Source organism: Kiritimatiellia bacterium, assembly GCA_025054615.1.
GTDB lineage: Bacteria > Verrucomicrobiota > Kiritimatiellia > CAIVKH01 > CAIVKH01 > JANWZO01.
Genome location: JANWZO010000015.1, coordinates 39753 through 61752, shown reverse-complemented (window position 1 = coordinate 61752; position 22000 = coordinate 39753). Strand labels below are relative to the sequence as shown.

The following is a 22000-nucleotide window of genomic DNA, read 5'->3' as shown; positions in this document are numbered from 1 at the left end:
CGCGCCCCTATTCAATCTTGATGGACGGGCGCGCCGCAGCGTGCGCGCCTCCAAGGGGAGAAGGCGGATGAAGAGATCAGTCCCTGCAACGCAGCATTTCGAATTAGAAGTGATCCTCCGGCAACTGGACAACGCTGATTTCAGGTCTCCGACCTCGGTGGGCCCGTCCGCTCGCCTCGCTGCCTTCTTCAGCCTTGTCCGCTTGTCCTGCTATTTGGAAATTGTCCCAGTGCAGCGGTCTTCCCTGCGCTGCCATCGGGTCATTTCTATCTCGGTCCCGAGGGGGGGAATTTTCAAAGGGTCACGTCAAAAATCCGACCCTTTCACGCCAGAAATTCGGCGATCAGGAGCGTGTAATCGTCGCTTACCGCGTTGGTGCCCCGATGGGCCGCAAGAGCCCGGTTCACTCGCTCCATGAGCGACGGAGCGGGCTCGCGGCCGTGGGTCCGGAGCAATTCCAGCAGGCGATCGTCGCCGAATTCCTCGTGCCGTTCGTTCATCGCCTCGGGGATGCCATCGGTAAAGAACGCCAGCTTGTCACCGGGCTCGACGCGGAATTCGCTTTCCGGCCAATCGGCCTGTTCAAAGAAGACCAGGGCGGGGCCGCTTTGGATCGGGACGGGGAATGCATCGCTGGCGGCCGCACGAATATGGATCGGCGGAGGGTGCCCTGCCGACGCGACCCGGCATGTGATCGAAGGCGAAGCGATGTCGATGACAGCGTAGATCATCGTGACGAACTTGTCCGGCGGCAGCTCCCGCGCCACAAGCTCATTAATCCGCGCGATGACCCTGGCAGGCCGCTCGAGGATGTCCGAGCCAGTGCGGTCCCCCTTCATGCCGGCGACGGCCATCTTGATCAGTCCGGAAATCAGCGCGGCGCCGGCGCCGTGGCCGGACACGTCCGCCACGTAGAGGGCAATCCGATTGCCCGATAGCGTGAAGACATCATAGAGGTCGCCGCCCAGCATCGCGCAGGTGACGAAGCAGCGCTCGAATGCGAGACGGGCGTGGCGCGGCAAATCCCGCGGCAATAGGCCGAGCTGAACGTCTCGCGCGAGGGCAAGTTCTTCTTCGTACTGTCGGTTGAGACGCTCCAGCTCGCGGTTCGTGTCCTGCAAAACTTCATTACGGAACGCAAGTTCGCGTGCGAGCGCTCGGTTCTCGACCATCGCAAGATGCTCGCGGCGATAAAGCACAAGCACCATCGTGATCAGCGCATTCATCGCAAGGGCCAGCACTACCGCAGCGCGGCGAACTGCCGCTTTTTTCAAATGGACGGTTTCGGCCAGGATGTCCACGCCCACAATTGCAACGGTCTGGCCCGCCGCATCGCGGATCGGCGCGTAGCCGGAGATGGAATCGGGATAGGGCGGGTCGGCTGTCACCTCTTCGTCCGCCGAGGGCCCGTCCCACGCCGAGACCATGGCGGGGAAAGCGGATGCGTCATAGGGGGTGCCCGGCGGCTGGCTGCGCTCGTCCGGATCGATTTGTCCGTTGCCGTTCCGGTCGCGCTCCGGTTCGTCCACGACATAGACGTAGGAGGAGGGAGGAGCCCCGGGTGTCGGATCCCTTCGCATCACGTAAACGTATCGGATGTCCGGATTCGCATCCGTGACCGCGGAAAGCAGCCGTTGAATTTTCGCCAAGGAGGGAAGACCCACGTCGGCAGGCTCTCGAATGGCGGTCACATCGTCGGGATCGATCGCTGCCGCCAGCGCAATGGCCACCGCTTTCGCCTGTGCGCGGATTTCATCCAGAATTGCCTTTGAAGCTGTTCGGTAGGCCAGCGCAAAGATCAGAATGACTACGGCCCACGCCATGGCGAGCAGGGCCATTCGCACCGCAGCCCGCTGAGGAATGGGGATTCGGATCATGCGCATAGCCCGAGAACAAAACCCGACAGCCCCATAGCGCCCCCCCCGAAGGAAGTCTATTTCAGCTCAGCTAGCTTCTGAACAGGAATCGCCTCTGCCGCGGATCGCAGATCCTCCGGCTTTCCGCCGTAAACGGAAATCTCGACCATATATCGGTCGGCCACGAGGATCTTGAGTTCGCCCGAACGGGCGGAGTGATCGAATTTTTCTAGCGCGCGGTGTCCACTGATGTCCACCGTACGCTCAAAACCCGTCTCGGTCTCCCGATCCACCTCGGACATCGTCCATGCGGCCGCCAGCATTCCCGCGAGGCCTGTCCCGCCGTAGTCGGTCATTTTGACGGTCATTCGGGCCTCCCCCTGCTCGTAGCGGCCTTCGGCGTATGAGGTGGTTATTCCCATAAAAGAGGTCTTTTCGCCACCACTTTCCTTCCGTTTGTAGCCTCCGATCGAATTCGGGAGCAACGCGCGCATGGCTCGGAAATCGGCCACTTGAACCGCCTCATTGGTTTGGGCCGATTGCATCGCGCCAATCGCCTTGAAGACCGAGGATAGGTCAGCTTCCTGTGCAGCGCTGTTCAGCACACCCATGCAGATCATACAGATGCCTAAACGGAACATATCTCTCCTCCACGCGCTTGAATTGATGAAGTGCGAGGGGTACACTGTCCGATAGGCAGCTGAAGATCAATGGCGAATTTGCGAGGCGGTCTCCGAAGTGGGCCGATAGAAGCTCGGGGCAGGGTAACGGGGCCTTATGTTGGAGAGCGGCGCGCGCCGAGAAGCCGTTCGAACGCACAGGCTTCTGCCGTGTCGAACCTTTTGGTGAATGTCGGTGTCCAACCGATTGACGCGCTCATGCTTCAGCTCGGTCTTCGCAATTCGGATTTGGTTCATCTAGCGTCCGATCTCGGGCTGACGCACAAACAGGTCGCCAAGGCGCGCCGAGGGCGGCGCCTATCTCTCCGCATTCAGAACAAGATTATTACCGCCCTGAATCGGATTCCGAATCTGGGCGCGCCGATCCGGCATGAAGATTGCTTCACCTATTTGGGGAAGGCGTCCAACCCACGCCTCCAAGAACCAAAAGAAAAAGAAAGGGGAAGCGCATGAGTATGGACATCCTGGTGCACGCGGAAGGGTTCCGACTGACGGAACCTCTGAGAGAGAAAACGATCGAGAAAGTGGCCCGTCTTGAGCACTATGCGGGCCGCGCCCTGCGAGCCCGCGTGACTCTCAAGCGCGCGAGTGCTCACCCGTCACCGACCCAGTTCGAGGCGCACGTGCGCATGGAGGTGCCGGGCAACGATGTTAGTGCCGTACAGAAGGCATCACAGCCGCTGGAAGCGGTCGATTTGCTAGTTGAAAAGGTCGAGCAGCTTCTTCGGAAGAGGAAGACGGCGCGGATGGCGCGTCGCGAGCGCGCCCCCCGGTGGCGCCTCGCGGAAGCCCTGACCTAGGGCCGGAAGTCCAATCGAACATCGACGACGGACGGCGCATGGCGCCGTCCGTTTTTTTTCGCATACCTCCCATGCCGTGATTGCGGATACATCATTTTTGTATCAATGGAGCGCAAAGTTGTACTGTCGCACGCCGTCGCATCCGAGTTGAGGCCGCGCGAGAGTCAGGCCCCTTGGCCGGAGGAAGAGCGCAGCAGCAAGGCGGTTGCTTTCGTGAGACTGGGTGGGAATGCTATATAAGGTACCCCATGTCGGCGACTGTCCCATTTGTCCATCTCCATTTCCATACCGAGTACAGCCTTTTGGATGGCTGCTGCCGAATCGGCCGAGCGATCGAGCAGGCGAAGAAGCTCGGCATGAGCGCGTTGGCTATCACCGACCACGGGGTGTTGTACGGGATCGTGGATTTTTACAAGCAGGCGAAGGATGCGGGGATCCGCCCGATCATCGGCTGCGAGGTCTACATGGCCCACGGCTCCATGAAAGAGCGGCGCCGCGAGGAGGAGACCGGCTCACAAGCGAACCATCAACTCCTTCTCTGCGAAACGAACGAGGGCTATGCGAATTTGATGCGCCTCGTGTCTCTCGCGCACCTCGAAGGATTTTATTACAAGCCGCGCATCGACCTCGAAACGCTCGCCCGATACAGCAAGGGCCTGATCGGCACCTCTTCGTGCCTCAACGGCCAGATTCCATCGCGGCTCTTGCGCGGCGATTTTGAAGGCGCGCTGAAGCTGGCGGGCACCTATGCCGAAATCTTCGGAAAGGGAAATTATTTCATCGAACTGCAGGATCACGGCCTTGAAGAGCAGCGCGTCGTGAATCGGGGGCTGCTCGAAATTGCCAAAAAACTCTCGCTCCCACTCGTTGCGACGAATGACGTGCACTACCTGCTGCCGGAGCACGCGGAGGCGCACGAGGTTATGCTCTGCCTGCAAACCGGCACAACGATGAGCGACCCCAAGCGGCTGCGGTACGGGTCGGACCAGTTTTACATGAAATCTGGCGCGGAGATGCTGCGTCTGTTCAACGAGGTGCCGGATGCCGTTTCAAACACGGTGGAAATCGCGCAGCGCTGTACCGTCGAACTGATCCGCAAGGGCGAGCTCCATTTTCCGACCTATCAGGTGCCGGCCGGCTACACCCAAAAGGAATACTTGATCAAACTCGGCCGGGAAGGGCTCCGAAAGCGCTATGGGATCGACGATGTCTACAATCCGAAAAACGAGCGGGAGGAGGCGATCGTCCGGCGCTTTTTCCACGAAGTGGAGATCATCGAAAAAACAGGATTTATCAACTATTTCCTTGTTGTCTGGGACTTCATCCACTTCGCCCACCAGAACAAAATCCCCGTCGGACCCGGGCGCGGTTCGGGCGCCGGAAGCGTTGTGGCGTACGCGCTCGAGATCACCGGGATCGATCCGCTCAAATATGGGCTGTTTTTTGAGCGTTTCCTGAATCCGGACCGCGTGTCGCCGCCGGATTTCGACATCGACTTCTGCCAGTGGCGCCGCGGAGAGGTCATTGACTACGTCAAACAAAAATACGGCCGCGAGAACACCGCGCAGATCATCACCTTTGGATCGCTAGGCGCCAAAACGGTCATCCGGGATCTCGCCCGCGTCTTGGAGCTGCCGCTCTCGGAAGCCGACCGGCTCGCCAAGATGATCCCCGAAGCGCCTGACATGACGCTCGACCGCGCGCTGCAGGAAAATCCGGAATTTCGGCAGGCCTGCCAGAATGAGCCCGCTGCGCAGCGGATCCTCAAATATGCCCGTGTCCTGGAAGGCCTCCCGCGCAACCCAGGCACGCACGCCGCGGGCGTGGTCATCGGGGAGAGGCCGCTCATCGAGCTGATTCCGCTCTCGCGCGACAAATCGGGCGAGCCGTGCACGCAGTTCGAGATGAAGCCGCTCGAGATGGTCGGGTTGCTCAAGATGGATTTCCTCGGGCTCAAGACGCTTACAATCATCCAGGAGACCCTTGAGGCGATCGAACGGAACCATGGGGTCAAGGTGGACCTTGAGCGCCTGCCGGACGATGACCGCGCAGTCCTCGACCTGCTGAGCCGCGGCGACACGGTCGCGATCTTCCAGGTGGAATCCGCAGGCATGCGCGACATGCTGCGCAAGGTTGGCGTCAGCCGATTCGAAGACCTGATCGCGCTGATCGCGCTGTTCCGCCCAGGCCCCATGCAGTTTGTCGACGAGTTCGGCGCTCGGAAAAACGGGCGCGCGAAAATTGACTACCCTCACCCTAAATTGGAGCCCGTCCTCAAAGACACCTACGGCATCTTCCTCTACCAGGAACAGGTGCAGCAGGCGGCCAACGTGCTCGCCGGGTTCACCCTCGCGCAGGGCGATCTGCTCCGCCGCGCGATGGGCAAAAAAAACAAGGAAGAAATGGCCGCCATGCGCGAGAAGTTCATCGAAGGTTGCGCCCGGCACAGCCACCTGCCCCGCGCGAAGGCGGAAGCCATTTTCGACATCATCGACAGATTTGCCGGCTACGGATTCAACAAATCCCACAGCGCCGCCTATGCCGTCATTGCGTGGCGGACCGCCTGGCTGAAGGCGTATTACCCGGTCGAATTCATGGCGGCAAACCTCTCGGTCGAAATCAGCGACAACGACCGGATTGGCGAATTGCTGGCCGAATGCGCCGAACTGGATATCGAGATTCTGCCGCCGAGCGTCAACGAAAGCGGCGTGCGGTTTACCGCGCTTCGCCCCGACGGCTCCGGGCGCCGCGCCATCCGGTTTGGCCTCGCCGGCATCAAAAACGTCGGCATCGGCGCGGTCGAGGCGATCGTAAAAGAGCGCGAGCGCGGCGGACCTTTCCGGGGGCTTGTCGATTTTTGCATGCGGGTCGAAAGCCAGTTCGTCAATCGAAAGACCCTGGAAAGTCTGGTCCGCTGCGGCGCCTTCGACTTCACCGGTCTGCCGCGCTCGCGCCTGTACGCCGGCATCGAAACGGCCATGGCGCGAGCCGAGGCCATTCAGCGCGACAGGAAATCTGGCCAGATCTCCCTGTTTGAGGAATTGGAAAGCTCAAGCGCGGTGGCCGATGACTCGATGCTTCCCCCCGCCGAACCGTGGCCGGCGAGCCAAAATCTCGCGGGCGAGAAGGAGCTGCTGGGCTTCTACATCTCCGGGCACCCGCTGGCGTCTTTCCGAAATGAAATCAAACGATACAGCCTCCACACCCTGAATGACCTGCGATCCGCGCCGGACAAGGTTGCGACACGGATCGCCGGGCTCGTGACACAGATTGCCAAGCGGTTCACGAAGAAGGACCAGAAGCCAATGGCGACGTTTCGCCTAGAGACCCTCGAGGGCGCGGTACCCGTCGTCCTGTTTCCCGCCGCCTATGAACAGTACGCCATGCACGTTCGCGAAGAGGCGCCAGTGCTCGTTTGCGGCGAGCTGGCGCGCGACGGCGACGAGCTGGACATTCGGGCGAACGAAATTTACCCCTTGCAGGAGGCGCACCGCTTTTTTGTGCAGAGGATCAGCCTTCACGTGCCGGAGGCGCGAGCAACCGAGGAGGTCCTTGGTGCGGTGCGTCAGGTTCTCCGCTCCAACCCCGGTCAAACGCCCGTCACCGTCTGTATTGAATTCCCCGGGGGCCAGAAGGTCTTCGTCCAAGCCGGCACCGCATATCAAACAAACGCCTCGCAAAAAGTGATCCACGAGCTGGAAAAAGTGCTTGGCGAGGGCAGCGTGTTCATCTCCGTCAACCCTGCGCCCTATCTTCGACCTCGGAGCCGCTCGGGGAATGGTCGATCGCCAGGCGGCTGACCGCATTGCCACCGTGCGTCGCGCGGAGAGGAGCGGCGCTCGTGGAGTCCGCCCCGGACCGCACGGTTCGAATTGTGTTGGCGGAGCGGGGCGTGTAGCGCATCCTGACGCCGGATGAACGAGCATTGGATCGCCGTCGTCATGGGCCTGGTCGAGGGCTTCACGGAGTTCCTTCCCGTTTCGTCGACCGGCCACTTGATTCTCGTCGGCCACCTGCTCGGCTTCGACGGAGAAACGGCGAAGCTGTTCGAGGTCTTCATCCAACTCGGGGCGATCCTGGCAGTGGTCACCATGTACACGCGAACGTTCGCGGAATTGTTCAGCGAGCCCTCAGGCCCGGGTTTCAGCGGTTACAATGGAATCCTCTTTCTCGGGCTGACCACGCTTCCCGCGGTGGTGGTCGGGCGGGCGAGCCACGCTGCGATCAAGGCGCACCTGTTTGGCCCGGACACCGTTGCGGTCGGGCTGGCGGCGGGCGCGGTGTGGATCCTGGTTGCGGAGCGGCTGCATAGTGACCGTCCGGCTGTCGGTCTCTCCGCCATGACGTGGCGGATGGCGCTGGGCATTGGCCTCTTTCAGTGCCTTGCCCTCTGGCCCGGCATGTCCAGGTCGACCTGCACGATCCTCGGCGCGATGATGCTGGGGCTGGACCGCGCCAGTGCGGTGAAATACTCGTTCTTCGCGGCCGTGCCCGTGATGACGCTGGCCGTGGCCTACGATCTGCTGAAAAATGCTTCGTTGCTGACGGCGGAGACCATCCCCTGGTTTGCCATCGGATTTATCGTGGCGTATCTGTCGGCCGCCGCGGCAATCCGCTTTTTTCTGCACTGGATTTCCCGTCACGGTCTCGCGCCGTTCGCATGGTATCGGCTGGCGGTCGCCGCCGCGGTCTGGCTGTTGCTCTAGTCGGTAGCTCCGTAGAGGCGTCTCCGCGGATCCGGCGGATCGATAGAAATTTTCTGGGAACGCACGCTGGAACATACTAGCCTTAAGCCGAGGTTCGTAGAAGGTCGGCGTCCTGCGGGGCGTCAGCCCGCTGCCGTCCGGCCCCTGCATGGGGCAAGCGAATGAAGGTCGAACGCATACAGTTGTATCACATCGATTTGCGGAAACGCCCGCCGCATCACCAGCTTTTCGCCATCCGGCTCTGCACCGACGATGGACTTTGCGGGGTGGGGGAGATCGCAATGCCCTACGGCGTCGGCGGCGAGAGTGTGCTTGCCGCGGCGCGGGCAGTGGGCGAGCGATTCGTGCTCGGATGCGACCCCGCACGGCCGGAGGCGCTGTGGCAATCCGTTTTCCGCGGTAGCTATTGGGGGCTGGGCCATTCGCTGGCCCTATACGGCGCAATGGCCGGCTTCGACCTGGCCTGCTGGGACATCAAGGGCAAATCGGTCGGTCGCCCGCTCCACGACCTGCTAGGGGGCCGTGTTCGGGATTCGCTGGATCTCTATGCGAACCACTGGTATGGCGACGCGAAGACGCCCGAAGAGTTTGCCGCGAAGGCCGCCGCTGCCGTTGCAGCCGGCTGGCGCGGGTTGAAATTCGATCCCTTTCGCGAACACGCGGGTCGAACCCAAGCCGCCGCCGTCCAACTGGACCCTGCGGCCGGCAAACGCGGTGTCGCGCGTGCGAAAGCCGTGCGGGAGGCGATAGGGCCCGACGTTCGCCTGTATTTTGATCTGCACGGCGCCCTTGCGCCGGACGACGCCGTGCGCTGGTGCGCGGAACTGGTAGAACTTGAACCCGCCTTCATCGAGGAACCGGTGGCCACGCTCCACGCCGACGCCACCGCGCGCGTTCGAGCGGCGCTCCCCCGCCTGCCGCTGGCGGGTGGGGAACGGCTCTATCTTCGTCAGCATTTCCTGCCCTACCTTGAAAAGGGCCTGTTCGATGTGGTCCAACCGGACGTCTGCCTCGCGGGGGGCATCACGGAGACGCGAAAGATCGCGGCCTTGGCCGAGTCGTATTCAGTCCGGGTCCAGCTTCATAATTGCGCCGGACCGATCTGCACCGCCGCATCGCTTCATCTTATGCTGGCCACGCCCAACGCCTCGCCGCAGGAATGGTTTCCGTTCTGGGAGGACGGGCGGTACGACATGGTGCACGAGCCGTTTGAACCCATCGCGCGGGATGGCGCGTTCGATGCCGCGCACGCGAACCGGCCGGGCCTCGGCGTCGAACTCAACGACGACTACGTCCAGCCATTCCTGGTCTCGGAACTTTCAAAATGAGCGTCCCGGCTATGCGGAGGGAGCCGGTACGGCCGGAGGACATTTCCTCACTTATCGCGTTTTGGGATTTTCAGGGCGAGGGATCCCTGCATGCGGCTCGTGGCCACAGCGCGCTGTTGCTCCGAGAAATGCGCGGGCCCATCCGTAGAGCGCCAGAGGGAATTTTCGGCCCCAGTTCATTGCGCATCGAATGGGGCCAGTGGCTCCGCATTCCGCGTAAAGACATCGGCCCGCTCGATCTGCATGGCCGCTCTCCCCTCTCGATGGTGGCGTGGATCAGGCCGGACAGCGATCGCCCCTGGCAATTCATCGCCGGTGTCTGGAACGAACATGATCATCTGCGACAGTACGCCCTCTTCTATAATGGGACGCGGCAGAGCCATTCTCCATCGATGAACCGCACTGAGTGCCGTCTTCGGGTTCACGGATATCTGTCGCAAAGCGGCGGCCATACGCCAGGCCACCCAGCCTGTTATTCCTATGCCACAGGCCGGACAGAATGCTACCCGGAACATTGGCATTGCATCGCGTTCACCTGGGATCTCCGCCACATACGCGTCTATGTGAACGGGCAGCTCGACACCAACGGCGATGCGAATCCCTTCCTGTTCGACGATTCAATTTTTGACGGCGGTTCCGGCGGCGCGGATTTTACAGTCGCCCAACGGGCCATGGCGCTGTGGCACGGATATCCAGATGAGAGAATGCCCGCCTGCGAGGGCTTCTCCGGCTTGCTAGGTGGCCTGGCCGTCTACGGGCGCGCGTTGGATGAAGCCGAACTGAGGGTGCTAGCACTGTGCGGGCGCATGGAGGGCGTATGAAAATCGGAATCCTCACGTATCACCACGTCATGAATTACGGCGCGATGCTGCAAGCCTACGCGCTCTCCCGCTATCTGCGGGACTGCGGGCATAGCGTCGAAACCATCGATTATCGGCCGACCAAAGCGATCGAGGCCTATCGCAAGGCGTTCTTCGAAAACAATCCCTATGAGCGCGAGCACCGAGTCCGCCAGGAAAGGTTCGACGACTTTCTCCGCCGCGAGATTCCGTTGAGTCCGCGGCCGTTCGAGACGCGCGAGGGATTCGACGAGCTCCGCGGGCGGTACGCGTGCACCATCACCGGCAGCGATGAGGTTTGGAACATCAACTCATTCCGCGGCTACGATCCCTCCTATTTCCTCGATTTCGCGGAGGGGGGCCGTCGCGTCGCGTACGCCGCCACATTCGGATTCACCGCCACCACGGGCGCCCACCGCGGGGAAATCACGCGACTGTTGTCCGCATTCAGCGCGCTCGGCGTGCGGGACGAACACACGATGCGCATTCTGCGCGACGAATGCGGGCTGTCCTCCGTGAAAACAGTTGACCCCACGCTCCTACTCGACAGCTACGAGCGTGTCGCGGTTCCTCCGCCCGAGTCCGGATACGTGCTCGTCTACGCGAATTGCTCGGAGGCCGAGGCGGAATATGTCCGCCGTTTCGCCGAGCGGGTTCGAAAACCCGTCGTTGCTATTGCGTATCCTTTGGCCGGCGCCATCAACAAAATGGAGCTCTCGCCGGCGGAATGGATCGGCTACTACGCGGCGGCCGATTACATCTTCAACGGGTTCTTCCACGGCATCATTTTTTCACTGATTTACCGTAAGCCGTTCACCGCGTTTCTCTCCTCGAGCAAGGCGATGAAAATGGGCGATCTGCTGAGCGACATCGGGTTGTCCAGTCGTCTTGTGAAAATCGGCAGCACCTCGGATCCGCTGCCGGATCCCGAGCTGGATTACTCCGAATCTGAACCCCGTTTGGCTCGAGCCCGAGACGAATCTCGCGCCTTCCTCCGAACGGCCCTCGCAACGTCGCCGAGCTGAGCAAATTTCCATACCATGGAAAAAGATCACTTTAGCGCTTCCATGGTTTGTAAAATCCATCGGTTGGAAACTTTATGATGTCCCAGCCCCAACGAGTCGAAGACGACGTATATGCATTTGACGACCCCCGGCGGGCCGTCGTGATCCGCCGGCCGGACCTTCCGGCGCCGTGGATCAACTACCTTTCAAACGGGAACCTGCACGCGTTTGTGTCGCATGCGGGCGGCGGATGCCTCTGGTGGAAAAGTCCGATCAATTTCCGCATCACCCGCTACCGCTCGTGGATGTCGCCGGTGGACAGCCCGGGCTTCTACCTGTACGTGCGCGAGTCCGCGGGGACCGTCTGGTCGCCGACATGGATGCCGACCAAGACGCCGCTGGATGAGTGGCGAGCGGAGCACACGCCAGGTTCGAGCCGGTTTTTTGGGCGCCGGGGGGATCTCGCCGTAGGGCTTTCCCTCTTCATCGCGCCTGAAGAGGACATCTTGGTCTGGGATGCACAGCTCTCAAATCTCGGTAGTCGTGATGCGTCGGTGGATTTGTTTGCCTACGTCGAATTTGGCCTGCTCGAATGGCTGCAGGAGTATCAGTGGGGATACTACATTCGCAACATGCTGAAAACCCGCTGGGATGATGCGGCGGCTGCGCAGCTTTATTTGTATCATCACCAGTCGCACCCTCGACTGGCTGACCTCCCTCTCGTGTTTTTTGCCTCGAACCGGGCCGTCGCCGGAAGCGCGGGCGACCGGCAGGCCTTCCTGGGGCCGTACCGGTCGGAGCGAGATCCCCTGGCCGTAGAGCTGGGTCGTTGCGGCGGAGAGCAGATCTGGTGCGGCGATCCCTGCGGCGCCCTCCACGTTCCGGTCCGTGTGGCACCGGGCGCATCGGAGCGGGTCAGCTTTTTCCTCGGCCTGGTGCCGCGCGCGATGGGGGATTACTCTGCGGCGTTGCGCGCCCTCCCCGAAATCCTCTCCCGCGCGCGCGAGCCGGGTTGGATCGACGCACAGCGCCGTCACCTGGACGGGTGGTGGGCGGACCACTTTTCGGCCTTTGATTGCCGGCTGCCGGATCCGGATATCGAGCGGCAAATTCGCACGTGGTCGCCGGTCAACTGCGTGCATACCGGCCGCTACTCGCGCTCGTTCAGCCAGGCCGCTTCGGGCCTTCGCGGCTATGGGTTTCGAGACACCGCGCAGGACATGCTCGCGATTGCGTACCGGCGGCCCGATTGGGCGCGCGAGGAATTTTTCCGGCTGCTGCGGCACCAGTTCGCCGACGGGCATGTGGTGCACACGTATTTTCCGGAGGACAAGCAGGCGCCGTGGCGCACCGTCCACAGCGATGACCACCTCTGGCTCCCCATGCTGGCTTACGCGCTTGTCTCAGAGACCGGCGATCTTGGACTTCTCGACGAAAAGGTGCCGTACCTGGCCGAAAACGGGCTTGATCGCGGGCCCGAAGCCACAGTCTGGGCGCATTTGCTCGCTGCGCTCGATTTCACCGCGGGACACCTCGGCGCGCACGGCATCCCGCTGACCCTCCACAGCGATTGGAACGACTGCATCGGCCGCTTTGCGCGGAAGGGCAGGGGCGAATCGGTATTCGCCGCGATGCAGTATGTGTACGTCCTCCGCCAGATGCTCGAACTGGCCCGCGCCCGCGGAGAATCCGACACGGAACGCCGGCTTTCCTCCGCGCTCGACGGGCAGCTTCACGCCATTTCCACTCGCTGCTGGGATGGCGAGTGGTGGATCCGCGCGTTCGACGACGACGGTGCGCCCGTCGGCTCGCGCACGTGTCGGTACGGCAAAATCTGGCTGAATTCCCAAAGCTGGTCCGTCCTGGCGAATGTGGGCGACCGCGACAGGCAAATCCGCGCGATGGACGCTGTGTATCAAATCCTGAACACCGAGCGCGGGATCAAAAAACTGCATCCGAGTTTCCCAACTTATCCGGAGGACATGGATGCGTTTGTCGGCTACTCGCTCGGGTGCGGCGAGAACGGGGCGATCTTCTGCCACGCCAACACATGGGCGATCATTGCGGAGGCCCTTCTCGGCCGCGCAGAACGCGCGTGGCAGTACTTCCGCCAGCTTGTGCCCCACCTGGCCCTGCGCCGCGCCGGGCTCGACCGCTACCAGGCGGAGCCGTACGCGTGGGCGAGCAGCATCATCGGCCCCGAAAATCCGCGGTTCGGTTGGGCAAACATCCCGCATGTCACCGGCACGGCCGCCTGGATGGACATCGCGGCAACCCAGTATCTGCTCGGCATTCGGCCCGAGCTGGGGGGATTGCGGATCGAGCCGGTGTTGCCGGCGGAGTGGGCCGGATTTTCGTGCACGCGGAAGTTTCGAGGCTGCCGGGTCGAGATCGAGGCTCGCCGCGCGCATGCCGGGGAGGAGCCCGGCATAACGGTAAACGGCGAACGCCTTGCCGGGCCCCTTGTTCCGGCAACTTCGTTCCGGCGGCCGTCGGCGCAGATCGCCGTCATTCTCCCGCAAACCGGCCTATGAACCTAAAAGGCCTCACACCGTGAATTCGATTGCTCCCGCTCGAAGTTCTCGTTTCGGCGAAGGGTGGAACACGTGGAATACGCACAGCGTGTTATCCCACGTCCTTCTCCCCTGCGGCTTCTCCGTGAACATCGGCATCAAGGAGTACCGTTCGGGGATGTACCTGCGTGAAGCTCTAATTGGCCGAAAAGAAGCCGACCGTGAGGTTGTCCGGCCCGGACCTCGGTCCTACGATGGCGCCTACACGGAATTACGAATTCTTTGGAAGGGACTCGAAATCCTTGTGCAAACCGCCGCAGTGGATGGCGACTGGATCGCCCTGGCAACCCCCTTTCAGAACCATCGCAAACCCGCCGTCCTGGTTGCAGAGGGCGCCTTTCTTTGGAACCGGCCTGGCAGTGTTCGCCGAAACGGCGCGCGGCTCGATGCGGTTTGGCCCGACGGGTCCACGAATGTTTTCGCCGTCGGCGGGGAACCCGTGGAGGAGGCGCAATTGACCGCCCAGGCTCCCTATCTCGCGATTGCGTTGGAACAGCCCGTGGGACTCTCCACCGGCCGATGGCGCCCCGTCGATGAAATCTGCAGCCTGCTCAACCGGGCGCGGGCCGCGTTGGATGAGCGGTCCCGACGGTTCGGCCCCGAAGCCGAGACGCACGCGGCGCTCAGCGCCTGCCTTGCATGGAACACCATTTATGATCCGAACGGTAGGCGAGTGATCAGTCCGGTGAGCCGGCTTTGGAATGAATACAACGGCGGATGGGTGCTCTTTTGCTGGGATACATTCTTTGCCGCCTACATGGCCGCCATCGACGAGCCGGATCTGGCCATCGCGAACTCGCGGGAAATTCTGCGCGAAATGTTGCCGCAGGGGTTTGTGCCCAACACGTCGAACGGCCACGGGTTCAAAACGCGGGACCGCTCGCAACCGCCGGTCGGGTCCATGATGGTGCGCGAGGTCTACCGATGGACGCGCGATCGCCAATTTCTGGAGGAGGTGTTCGACTCCCTCTTAGTTTGGAACCGATGGTGGCTTCGCGCCCGCTGCGTGGGTGAGTTGCTGGCATGGGGGTCGAACCCCTACGACCCGATTCTCGACAACGAATGGGAAACCAAAGGCGTGGGCCAGACCTACGGCTGCGCGCTTGAATCCGGCCTGGATAATTCGCCGATGTATGACGAGGTCCCGGTCGACCCATCGACCCACTGCATGAACCTCCACGATGTCGGCCTGAACAGTCTGTACATCCGGGATTGCGAGGACCTTGCCGACCTGGCGCGGGTGTTGGGGCGCGCGAACGAGGAGCAGGAGCTTCGCGCTCGCGCGGCGACATGGCGGGCTGCCCTGCAGTTGCTTTGGAACGACGAGCGCGGCCTGTTCATGAATCGGCATACCGACAGCGGCGCGTGGAGCCATCGCCTGTCGCCGACGCTGTTCTACCCCCTGCTGGCGGACGCGGCTACTGCGGACCAGGCCACGCGGATGGTGGCGGAGCACTTGATGAACCCCAACGAATTTTGGGGCGACTGGGTCCTGCCCTCGATTTCTCGCGATGATCCGGCGTTTCCGGAGCAGCACTATTGGCGGGGTCGCATCTGGCCGCCGATGAATTTCCTTGTATACCTGGGTTTGCGCCGCGCGGGTCTTAGGGCGGCGGCCGCGGAGCTGGCGGCCAAATCGAAAGAATTGTTTCTGCGGGAGTGGCGGCGCGACGGCCACGTGCACGAGAATTACAGCGGAATCGATGGGTGGGGCTGCCCCTACGAGTGGAGCGACCGGTTCTACCACTGGGGCGGGCTGCTCGGGATGATTGCTCTAATCGAAAGCGGATCGGTGCCCGGCCCGGAATTGCCGTTGCCTACTTAAACATTGGGACCCCGGTCCGGATTCGACAGAAGCGGCCTTGCGTCCATTTCGCCACCGCTACCATAGCGAACCCCGTCCGCGGCTCAAACTTCCATTGCAAACGATTGACGGATGAAAACAGTGCGGTAGGCTTGCCCGCTGGAACCCACCGGAGAGGTGCCAGAGTGGTTGATTGGGCACGCCTGGAGAGCGTGTTTCCTCCGAAAGGGGGAACGTGGGTTCGAATCCCACCCTCTCCGCCATTGAATCGGCCGTAGTTGTCACTCGGACCGCGAACACGTCAAAACTCATTTGGAAATGTTCCCTCTTTTTGACTCATTTGAAATGGCCCTTTTTCCGATTGGCGGGAGATCGGAGGCGCTCCCGACGCCGTAGTTATCTCGCGCAACGATTTCACATAAACTGTCGGGGCAAATTCCCCCCGCTCACTATTTTGGAAAGACAGGTTCCACTCCGAGTCATTCCCATCTGGAGGGTCGGTTTCCTCGCCGACCGTATCCGGCCCGTGTGTAACCGGGCCTTCCACGACGTCCCTACTTGCAGAGTCGGGTATCACGCCGACCGCACGCGCCGGCGCCGTTGAAACCGCGCCCTGCACAAACGGCGCGGGTAAATCCGCGCTCTCGAATTTGCCCACATTGTGGAGGAACGAGTTCCACCTCGTCCGACAATGATGGAGCAACCGTCGTGAGGCAATCCCGATTCTTTTGAGCAATAGAATTAGATCGATAGCGCATGACGGCTTGCTCGCACCTCTTGATGCTCGATTCGATTGGCGGTGCCGCTATATTTCCAACGCATCTCTCAACCCGCGGGGCGGACGGCCTGCCGCAGATAAACGAAGAGTTCTCCGAGGAATCTTCTGAATCCTGTCCAGCGCCAGGCAGGTCGCTGTGTGAAATGGCGAAGGGCTTCAAGCTCTATGAGGGTTTCATCGACGGCACGTTCGTCAAAGCACGAGGGTTGGCGATGGCAACGAGGCGAGAAAAATGGGAAAAGGCGTGAACATCGGGGTGTGGGTCGATCTGCAAGGCTTACGAGTGGCGGTGACCACTACCAAAGTCTGCTTGATCTCACATGCCCTCTGCTTCCCCAAAAACAGGTTTGGGGATAGTCTCTACAACGCGGCGATAACAATCAGCTTGATTAATCGGACTACAGCTTCAATCGCGAGCCGCGGTGAGTGAACGATCTAATTCTTTCAATTGTCGGATGATCCGAGCGACTTTGCGGCCCATCGGTGTCAGGGAATACTCGACGTGGCGGACACGCTCGGGATATTCGGTGCGCACAATCAATCCGTAATTTAGCAATTTGCGCAACCGTTCGTTGAGGATTTTTTTCGATATACCCGGAATGTACCGTTCCAACGCGCCCGGTCTCCGCACGCCATCCGCCAACGCCGCGATTACTCCTGCCGACCACTTGCAGCCCACCACATCCTCGAGGCTGCGATAGGCGGATCGCTCCGAGAGCGGAAGGAATTTCCGTTTCATACTTCTTACCTAGACGCAGCAATCTGAGCCGTCAACCGGTCACCATTTTGTGCCCTCTGGCACCCAATGCTCAACCGTGTACGGTGAGACTCAAGCAGAAATAAGAGTCGTCTATGAAAGGAGTCCCTCATGAAGAAGAAAGCAATATTCTATCATGCCGGGTGCCCGGTTTGCGTGGCCGCCGAACGTAATGTGGCCGCCGCGCTTGACCCGCAGCGATTCGACGTCCAAATCGTTCACCTCGGGGAAAACAAGGCCCGAATACGAGAGGCCGAAGCGGCCGGCGTCAAATCCGTGCCTGCGCTTGTGCTCGACGGCGTACCGTACCACATCAATTTCGGCGCGTCGTTGGACGCTTTGAAATAACTAAAGTAATCAGTTGCAACCGACGGCGACACGGCTCGCGCGAAAACAAGCGCGATCGGGACCATTCGCTCCGGGGGATAAGCCGCCGGCCCAGCGAATTCACCAAGCGCAATTATTTGCTCGGTGCCCGACGACAGACATCCGGCGTTAATCCCCCGGCGCTTGCTAGCCAAGGAGACTTCGCGTTGGCGGCGCAGGTCCGCCGTCCCCGACCCGCCGCCGCCTTCAACTTCTCTCATAAGCCTCTGATCGCGTGGTTCGTCGAGCGGCGTGACCAACGGCTTGGCGCGGGAAATTGAGGGCGCTCCCCTTTCAGGCGGAGAAGAAAGGGATCTAACTTTCCGCTGCGCCCAGATAAGGGGTGGAGGCGCTGCTGAAGACGTAGACCGTTCGGCTATCCGCGCCGCCACTACATGCATTCCCGCTCGACCCGCTCTCTGCCTGCAGCATGTTCGCCATCCTCACCCTCAAGCCCGACGTTTTCATCGCTCGTTTGTGAGGCGTAGTCGCCCTTCGCCTTGAAGATCTATGTCAACGCGGGCCTGACGCTTTCGCCTCGCCCGAAGTTGCGCCCGCTTGTGCCGACAGACCCAGAGGCCTTTGGCTAAAGACCGACAGCATTTCCTGTAGCCGGCGGCGTTGGCACCAGGAATTTTTCGGGCTCACCGAGCCGAACTACGGGTGGGCGAAAAATACGCTGTAAGCAGGGTCGTTGGCCCCGGACATTTCGAGCTCGAACCAACGGGCTCACCGAGCCCGGCTATACATCGAGGAAGAGACTCTAAAAGCGGAACAGCAGGCCCGGCTAAAGGTTGTTGAAATTTCTAGGGAACTCACCGCCGCAGAGTCCCGGTATCGACCTCTACGCCATCGGTTCGGGCTAGATGCACGACCGCCGATTTCGGCCTCCCCGCGTAGCCTTTGGGGTACACCTCCAGCGCCAGATCCCTTATTGCTGCCGCTTCGAAGAGTCATGACAACGCTATGTGAGGCGTCAGACGCGAAGACCCTACTGCTCTGCGGCCCGGATAAACCCTAGATCATTCGTAGGTTCGAAATAGAATGAATGCGTGACGCCGCCGCCGGCTTGATAAAACGTGAGCGGCATCCACGCCGTCGGTGGCACAAGATTCGGTGTGAATTCGAGCCGGACCGGACGGTATCCCGACCATCGCACTACAAAGCCGCTAAAAACTCGTTCTATGCTCTCTACCAGCGGCTCAAACAATTTGGAGAGTTCGCCGCTATCCTGGCTGATGCGCTGAATCATCCACGTGCCCGAAACCAAACTGGTCAGTCGAAATGTCAGCGTGCGGTCGAAGTAGTTGCTGACAAAGACGCTCGGATCCATCGTGAATCGACGCACGATGCCTTCGCCGGGAAAATCGCCGATAAAACCGCTGCCGTTGAGTTCCCAGGCTTGTTCCAAGGAAAAATTGAACGTGTTCAGCGGCGTCACGTCATTCGTCGCGTCAAACACCTGCAGTTGAAAACCGAAAGAACTGAAATACGGAACATAGTGCGAAAGGGGCTCATTCGCGGGATGAACCACATTCGTGAATGGAATGAAGATGGAAAAACTGGGAACAGCGTGGGCGTCTTCCAGGATAGCTTTTGGGGTGATCGCATTCGATCTGAACGATGGAAAATTGCTGATGGTGAGTGTCGACATCGGAGGCAGATTTGTGCGCACGTCCGCCGTCACATGATAATCGCCATGGTCGGTGACATAGAAAACGAACTGTTCGTCGTCCGGCGTTGGCGAATTCGTGATCGCAGCGGCCGCATTGGTAATCACTCGGCGAAGCGACGCTGCGTTGCCGACAAAATCCAGAATGTTCGATATGGACAATTGGCCGCCGGCGGACTCGAGCGTTGTGTTCGTTTCCGTTTCAAACGACTTTTTGATGCGAAGGTATTGATCAAAATCGCGTTCCGGTCTGCTGTCGGGCTCACCGGCATAAAACACGATATGGCGACTTTTCACCGTCCCCGTCGGCGAAACAGGGTCCAACGAAAAATTCGTCGGCGATAGTGTTCCTCCTATAATCGGAGTCTCGTTCGTATGCTTGCTGGCAAAACCCTCGTTGTGCACGTCCTGCGCCGTGCGACTGGGCCCCGGCTTCAACGCCATGCTCGCTCCCTTGTCGTAGTAACCGTACTTGGATTTTTGTCCCGGACTCGTCGCGCTAATCACCGTGGTGTTCGAGATCGTTGCAAACTTGTCCACCATGTTGCCGCCGAAGCACTGCGTCAAAATGATCAATTTTTTGGAGTTGGTGGGTATCGATTCCTCAATCCACCGCGCGACGTCGCGATCCATGATCGACGCGCCGTAGGTCGTGGCCAACGTACCATTCGTCACGACATTGGTAACAACCACAACACTTGCGCGAGTGGGAAAAGAAAACACGCCAAGAACGGCGCACACGACAATGAAAACTTTCATGCTCCTCCCCCTCGATAAAGTTGATATGCCAATATTTTATTTCAAACTATACCCAAGCTGGACCCTCAACGGTATTAGATTCGCGTAAAAAATTACTCAGACGCCAAATCTCCGGCTTTCGAGTGCGCTAACCCGAAGGATGAGCCTGCGGAGAGTGGCAGTATCTGTCCACCGTTTTTCGCGCTACTCGTTGTGATTTCGATGGTTCCGTTTCCTCGTGCGGCTTCGGCGAGGGCTAGGGTCCGGACTGAATTCTTTCGCAACGTCGCCACGGGAAACACACGCTGTCGTCTGCCGGCGCGAAGTTTCTGACGCCGGTATTTGTCGGCACTAATGACATTATTCTCTTGGTCACTTCGCGCGCATTACTTCGATAGGGCGAGGCGAATGAAGCGCACGCTGCGAGAAACGGGCATTCCTCTAAAAAGACGTACGCCGCACCCTCAACGCGATTGAAGCGATCGAGATTCAACCAATCTGCCCGATTCCGATGTTTTGATTCAGGCGAAGAATCTGCAGTCAGGATTAAGTGCTCGCCCACGATATAAAGATCATCCTTCACTCCGACACGAGCCGCTTCGAGGGTCGAGGAAGACGGCGGTACCTTTGAGGCGAGATAGCACGGATCTGCTTTGGCGGTAAGTTTTGTGTTCTGGCCCCAGTAAGGCGGTTCGCTCGAGGTCCAAGAGACACCGCCATCGCGGCCACGGCCGGTTCGGCCTCCATCTCAACGGCCACCATTGACATCTCGCGACACATGGCTTACATACAGATAGTTTATCGAGCCGGACGACAGACGATTGTTCATGGCGTTGCGGGAGTAGCTCAGTGGTAGAGCGTCACCTTGCCAAGGTGAATGTCGTGGGTTCAAATCCCATCTCCCGCTCCAATTGTTTTTCAGACGTAGCTTTGTGGCCGCAAAAGCTTCAAGCGGCGAGACACACGTGAAAAGCGTTTTGGCGCTTGGACTGGCCGTTTTCGCGGCGGGTGTTTTGCCGGCAGGCGGAGAAACGAACAGCATCCAATTGCAAACCGCGGCATATGTCGCTCTCGTCAGGGCCGACATGGCCCGGGACGAAGGTTCCTATACAGAGGCCCGGTCGCTATACCAGCGCGCGTTGGAACTGTATCAGACGATTTCGGAAAAGGACCCAGCTTGGCACCCAGACATTGTGGAGTTCCGCAAAGCATATTGCCGCTCCCAACTCGAGGCCTTGCGCGGTCGCGCCGACAAAACCTTACCGAAAGATCCGGCCGCCGCCGCGGCGGTTCTGGAGCGGCTGGCCGAGCTGGAAGCAGAACATACGAATTTGCTGACCCGTGTCGTCTTGCTTGAACAGGCCTTGCGAGACGCTCACGCGGAACGAGACCGCCAACAGAAAGCCTGTGAAGCGGAAATCAATGAGCTCAAAAGAACTGTACAACAGCAAGAGGAGGCCCTGACCCGTTCTGCTAATGAATACCGGACGCTCTCAAACCGGCTGGCCGCCGCGATCCGTGAGTTGGAATCCGCGCGGTCCTCCTGGGAGAGCGAACGGTCGGCAAATCAGAGGCTCCGGGAAGAGCTGGCCTCGGTGCATGCTGCTCGCGAGGTGGAACGCGCGGCATGGGAAGAATCGCTTTCAAAAGCGGAGACCGCGCGAGATGCCGCGGGGCGGGAACGCGACGAAGCCCTTCGAAAACGGGACATGGCCCTCGAGGATGCCGCTCGATCGCGCGCTGAGGCCGAACGGTTGCAACAACATATCGGCCTGCTTGTGCGGGCGTCTTCCGCCGCGGAAGACCGACATCGCGCGGCGCTCGCCCAGTGGGAACAGCAACTGGCGGAGCTGCGCGGGGAGTGCGATCGCTTGCGGGCCCAATTGGAGGAACTGAACAAAAACCGCGCGGAAAATGCGGTGCGGCAGGACCCGCCGGCGCCGTCAAGCGATCCTCATAATGCGTCCCCGTCGGATCCAGCGGGCCCTGGGCCTGATGTGGTGACGACAGATCAGGCTGGAGCGAATCCCTGAATCCGCTGGATCTTCGCTTCGGCGCCCGACTCATCCGCTTGAAGGGTCCAAAGTGGCGTGATTGAA

At 60.5% G+C, this 22000-nt stretch carries 16 protein-coding genes and 2 tRNA genes; 14 read left to right on the top strand and 4 right to left on the bottom strand.

Annotated features, from left to right (window positions below):
• Positions 1-323: 323 nt before the first annotated feature.
• Together NZ740_08105 and NZ740_08100 are read right to left on the bottom strand one after the other, a co-directional pair.
• The gene (locus NZ740_08105) at positions 324-1877 is read right to left on the bottom strand and encodes a PP2C family protein-serine/threonine phosphatase (GenBank protein ID MCS6771971.1); all 1554 of its coding nucleotides are present in this window, start codon (positions 1875-1877) and stop codon (positions 324-326) included.
• A gap of 56 nt (positions 1878-1933) precedes the next feature.
• Positions 1934-2476, bottom strand: coding sequence for a hypothetical protein (locus NZ740_08100; GenBank protein MCS6771970.1), 543 nt, complete (start codon positions 2474-2476; stop codon positions 1934-1936).
• Between the two features lie 210 nt (positions 2477-2686).
• On the opposite strand from NZ740_08100, the gene NZ740_08095 reads away from it, so the two are divergent.
• The 11 genes from NZ740_08095 to NZ740_08045 all read left to right on the top strand — a co-directional run bounded on the left by NZ740_08095 (position 2687) and on the right by NZ740_08045 (position 16616).
• Positions 2687-2989 carry a hypothetical protein gene (locus tag NZ740_08095; GenBank protein ID MCS6771969.1) on the top strand — a complete coding sequence of 101 codons (303 nt, stop codon included), beginning with the start codon at positions 2687-2689 and terminating at the stop codon, positions 2987-2989.
• Positions 2986-3336 carry an HPF/RaiA family ribosome-associated protein gene (locus NZ740_08090; GenBank protein ID MCS6771968.1) on the top strand — a complete coding sequence of 117 codons (351 nt, stop codon included), beginning with the start codon at positions 2986-2988 and terminating at the stop codon, positions 3334-3336. Before NZ740_08095 ends, NZ740_08090 begins: the two co-directional genes overlap by 4 nt.
• A gap of 248 nt (positions 3337-3584) precedes the next feature.
• Positions 3585-7136 (top strand): DNA polymerase III subunit alpha, encoded by a 3552-nt coding sequence (gene dnaE / locus NZ740_08085; GenBank protein ID MCS6771967.1) that lies wholly within the window; start codon positions 3585-3587, stop codon positions 7134-7136.
• 114 nt (positions 7137-7250) lie between these two features.
• The gene (locus NZ740_08080) at positions 7251-8042 is read left to right on the top strand and encodes an undecaprenyl-diphosphate phosphatase (GenBank protein MCS6771966.1); all 792 of its coding nucleotides are present in this window, start codon (positions 7251-7253) and stop codon (positions 8040-8042) included.
• A gap of 161 nt (positions 8043-8203) precedes the next feature.
• Positions 8204-9370: a mandelate racemase/muconate lactonizing enzyme family protein gene (locus NZ740_08075; GenBank protein MCS6771965.1), complete on the top strand. Its 1167-nt coding sequence runs from the start codon at positions 8204-8206 to the stop codon at positions 9368-9370.
• Positions 9367-10191, top strand: a complete 825-nt coding sequence (locus tag NZ740_08070; GenBank protein MCS6771964.1) for a LamG domain-containing protein — start codon at positions 9367-9369, stop codon at positions 10189-10191. The genes NZ740_08075 and NZ740_08070 overlap by 4 nt, the downstream gene beginning before the upstream one ends.
• Positions 10188-11234 (top strand): polysaccharide pyruvyl transferase family protein, encoded by a 1047-nt coding sequence (locus tag NZ740_08065; GenBank protein MCS6771963.1) that lies wholly within the window; start codon positions 10188-10190, stop codon positions 11232-11234. The genes NZ740_08070 and NZ740_08065 overlap by 4 nt, the downstream gene beginning before the upstream one ends.
• A 74-nt stretch (positions 11235-11308) precedes the next feature.
• A complete protein-coding gene (locus NZ740_08060) occupies positions 11309-13747 on the top strand; it encodes a hypothetical protein (GenBank protein ID MCS6771962.1) in 2439 nt (812 codons plus the stop codon).
• A 19-nt stretch (positions 13748-13766) separates the two neighbouring features.
• Positions 13767-15611, top strand: a complete 1845-nt coding sequence (locus tag NZ740_08055; GenBank protein MCS6771961.1) for a trehalase family glycosidase — start codon at positions 13767-13769, stop codon at positions 15609-15611.
• A 150-nt stretch (positions 15612-15761) separates the two neighbouring features.
• A tRNA-Ser gene (locus NZ740_08050) sits at positions 15762-15853 on the top strand.
• 493 nt (positions 15854-16346) lie between these two features.
• The gene (locus NZ740_08045) at positions 16347-16616 is read left to right on the top strand and encodes a hypothetical protein (GenBank protein MCS6771960.1); all 270 of its coding nucleotides are present in this window, start codon (positions 16347-16349) and stop codon (positions 16614-16616) included.
• 158 nt (positions 16617-16774) lie between these two features.
• Here the strand turns inward: NZ740_08045 and NZ740_08040 are convergent, their stop codons facing one another.
• Positions 16775-17107 carry a helix-turn-helix transcriptional regulator gene (locus NZ740_08040; protein ID MCS6771959.1) on the bottom strand — a complete coding sequence of 111 codons (333 nt, stop codon included), beginning with the start codon at positions 17105-17107 and terminating at the stop codon, positions 16775-16777.
• 129 nt (positions 17108-17236) lie between these two features.
• Here NZ740_08040 and NZ740_08035 point away from each other — a divergent pair, with 129 nt between their 5' ends.
• Entirely contained in the window at positions 17237-17473 is a 237-nt protein-coding gene (locus NZ740_08035) for a thioredoxin family protein (GenBank protein ID MCS6771958.1), read from the top strand.
• A gap of 1009 nt (positions 17474-18482) precedes the next feature.
• On the opposite strand, the gene NZ740_08030 is transcribed toward NZ740_08035, so the two are convergent.
• Complete coding sequence (locus NZ740_08030) at positions 18483-19922, bottom strand: hypothetical protein (protein ID MCS6771957.1); 1440 nt, start codon at positions 19920-19922, stop codon at positions 18483-18485.
• A gap of 814 nt (positions 19923-20736) precedes the next feature.
• On the opposite strand from NZ740_08030, the gene NZ740_08025 reads away from it, so the two are divergent.
• A tRNA-Gly gene (locus NZ740_08025) sits at positions 20737-20811 on the top strand.
• A gap of 55 nt (positions 20812-20866) precedes the next feature.
• A complete protein-coding gene (locus NZ740_08020) occupies positions 20867-21934 on the top strand; it encodes a hypothetical protein (GenBank protein ID MCS6771956.1) in 1068 nt (355 codons plus the stop codon).
• Positions 21935-22000: the final 66 nt, after the last annotated feature.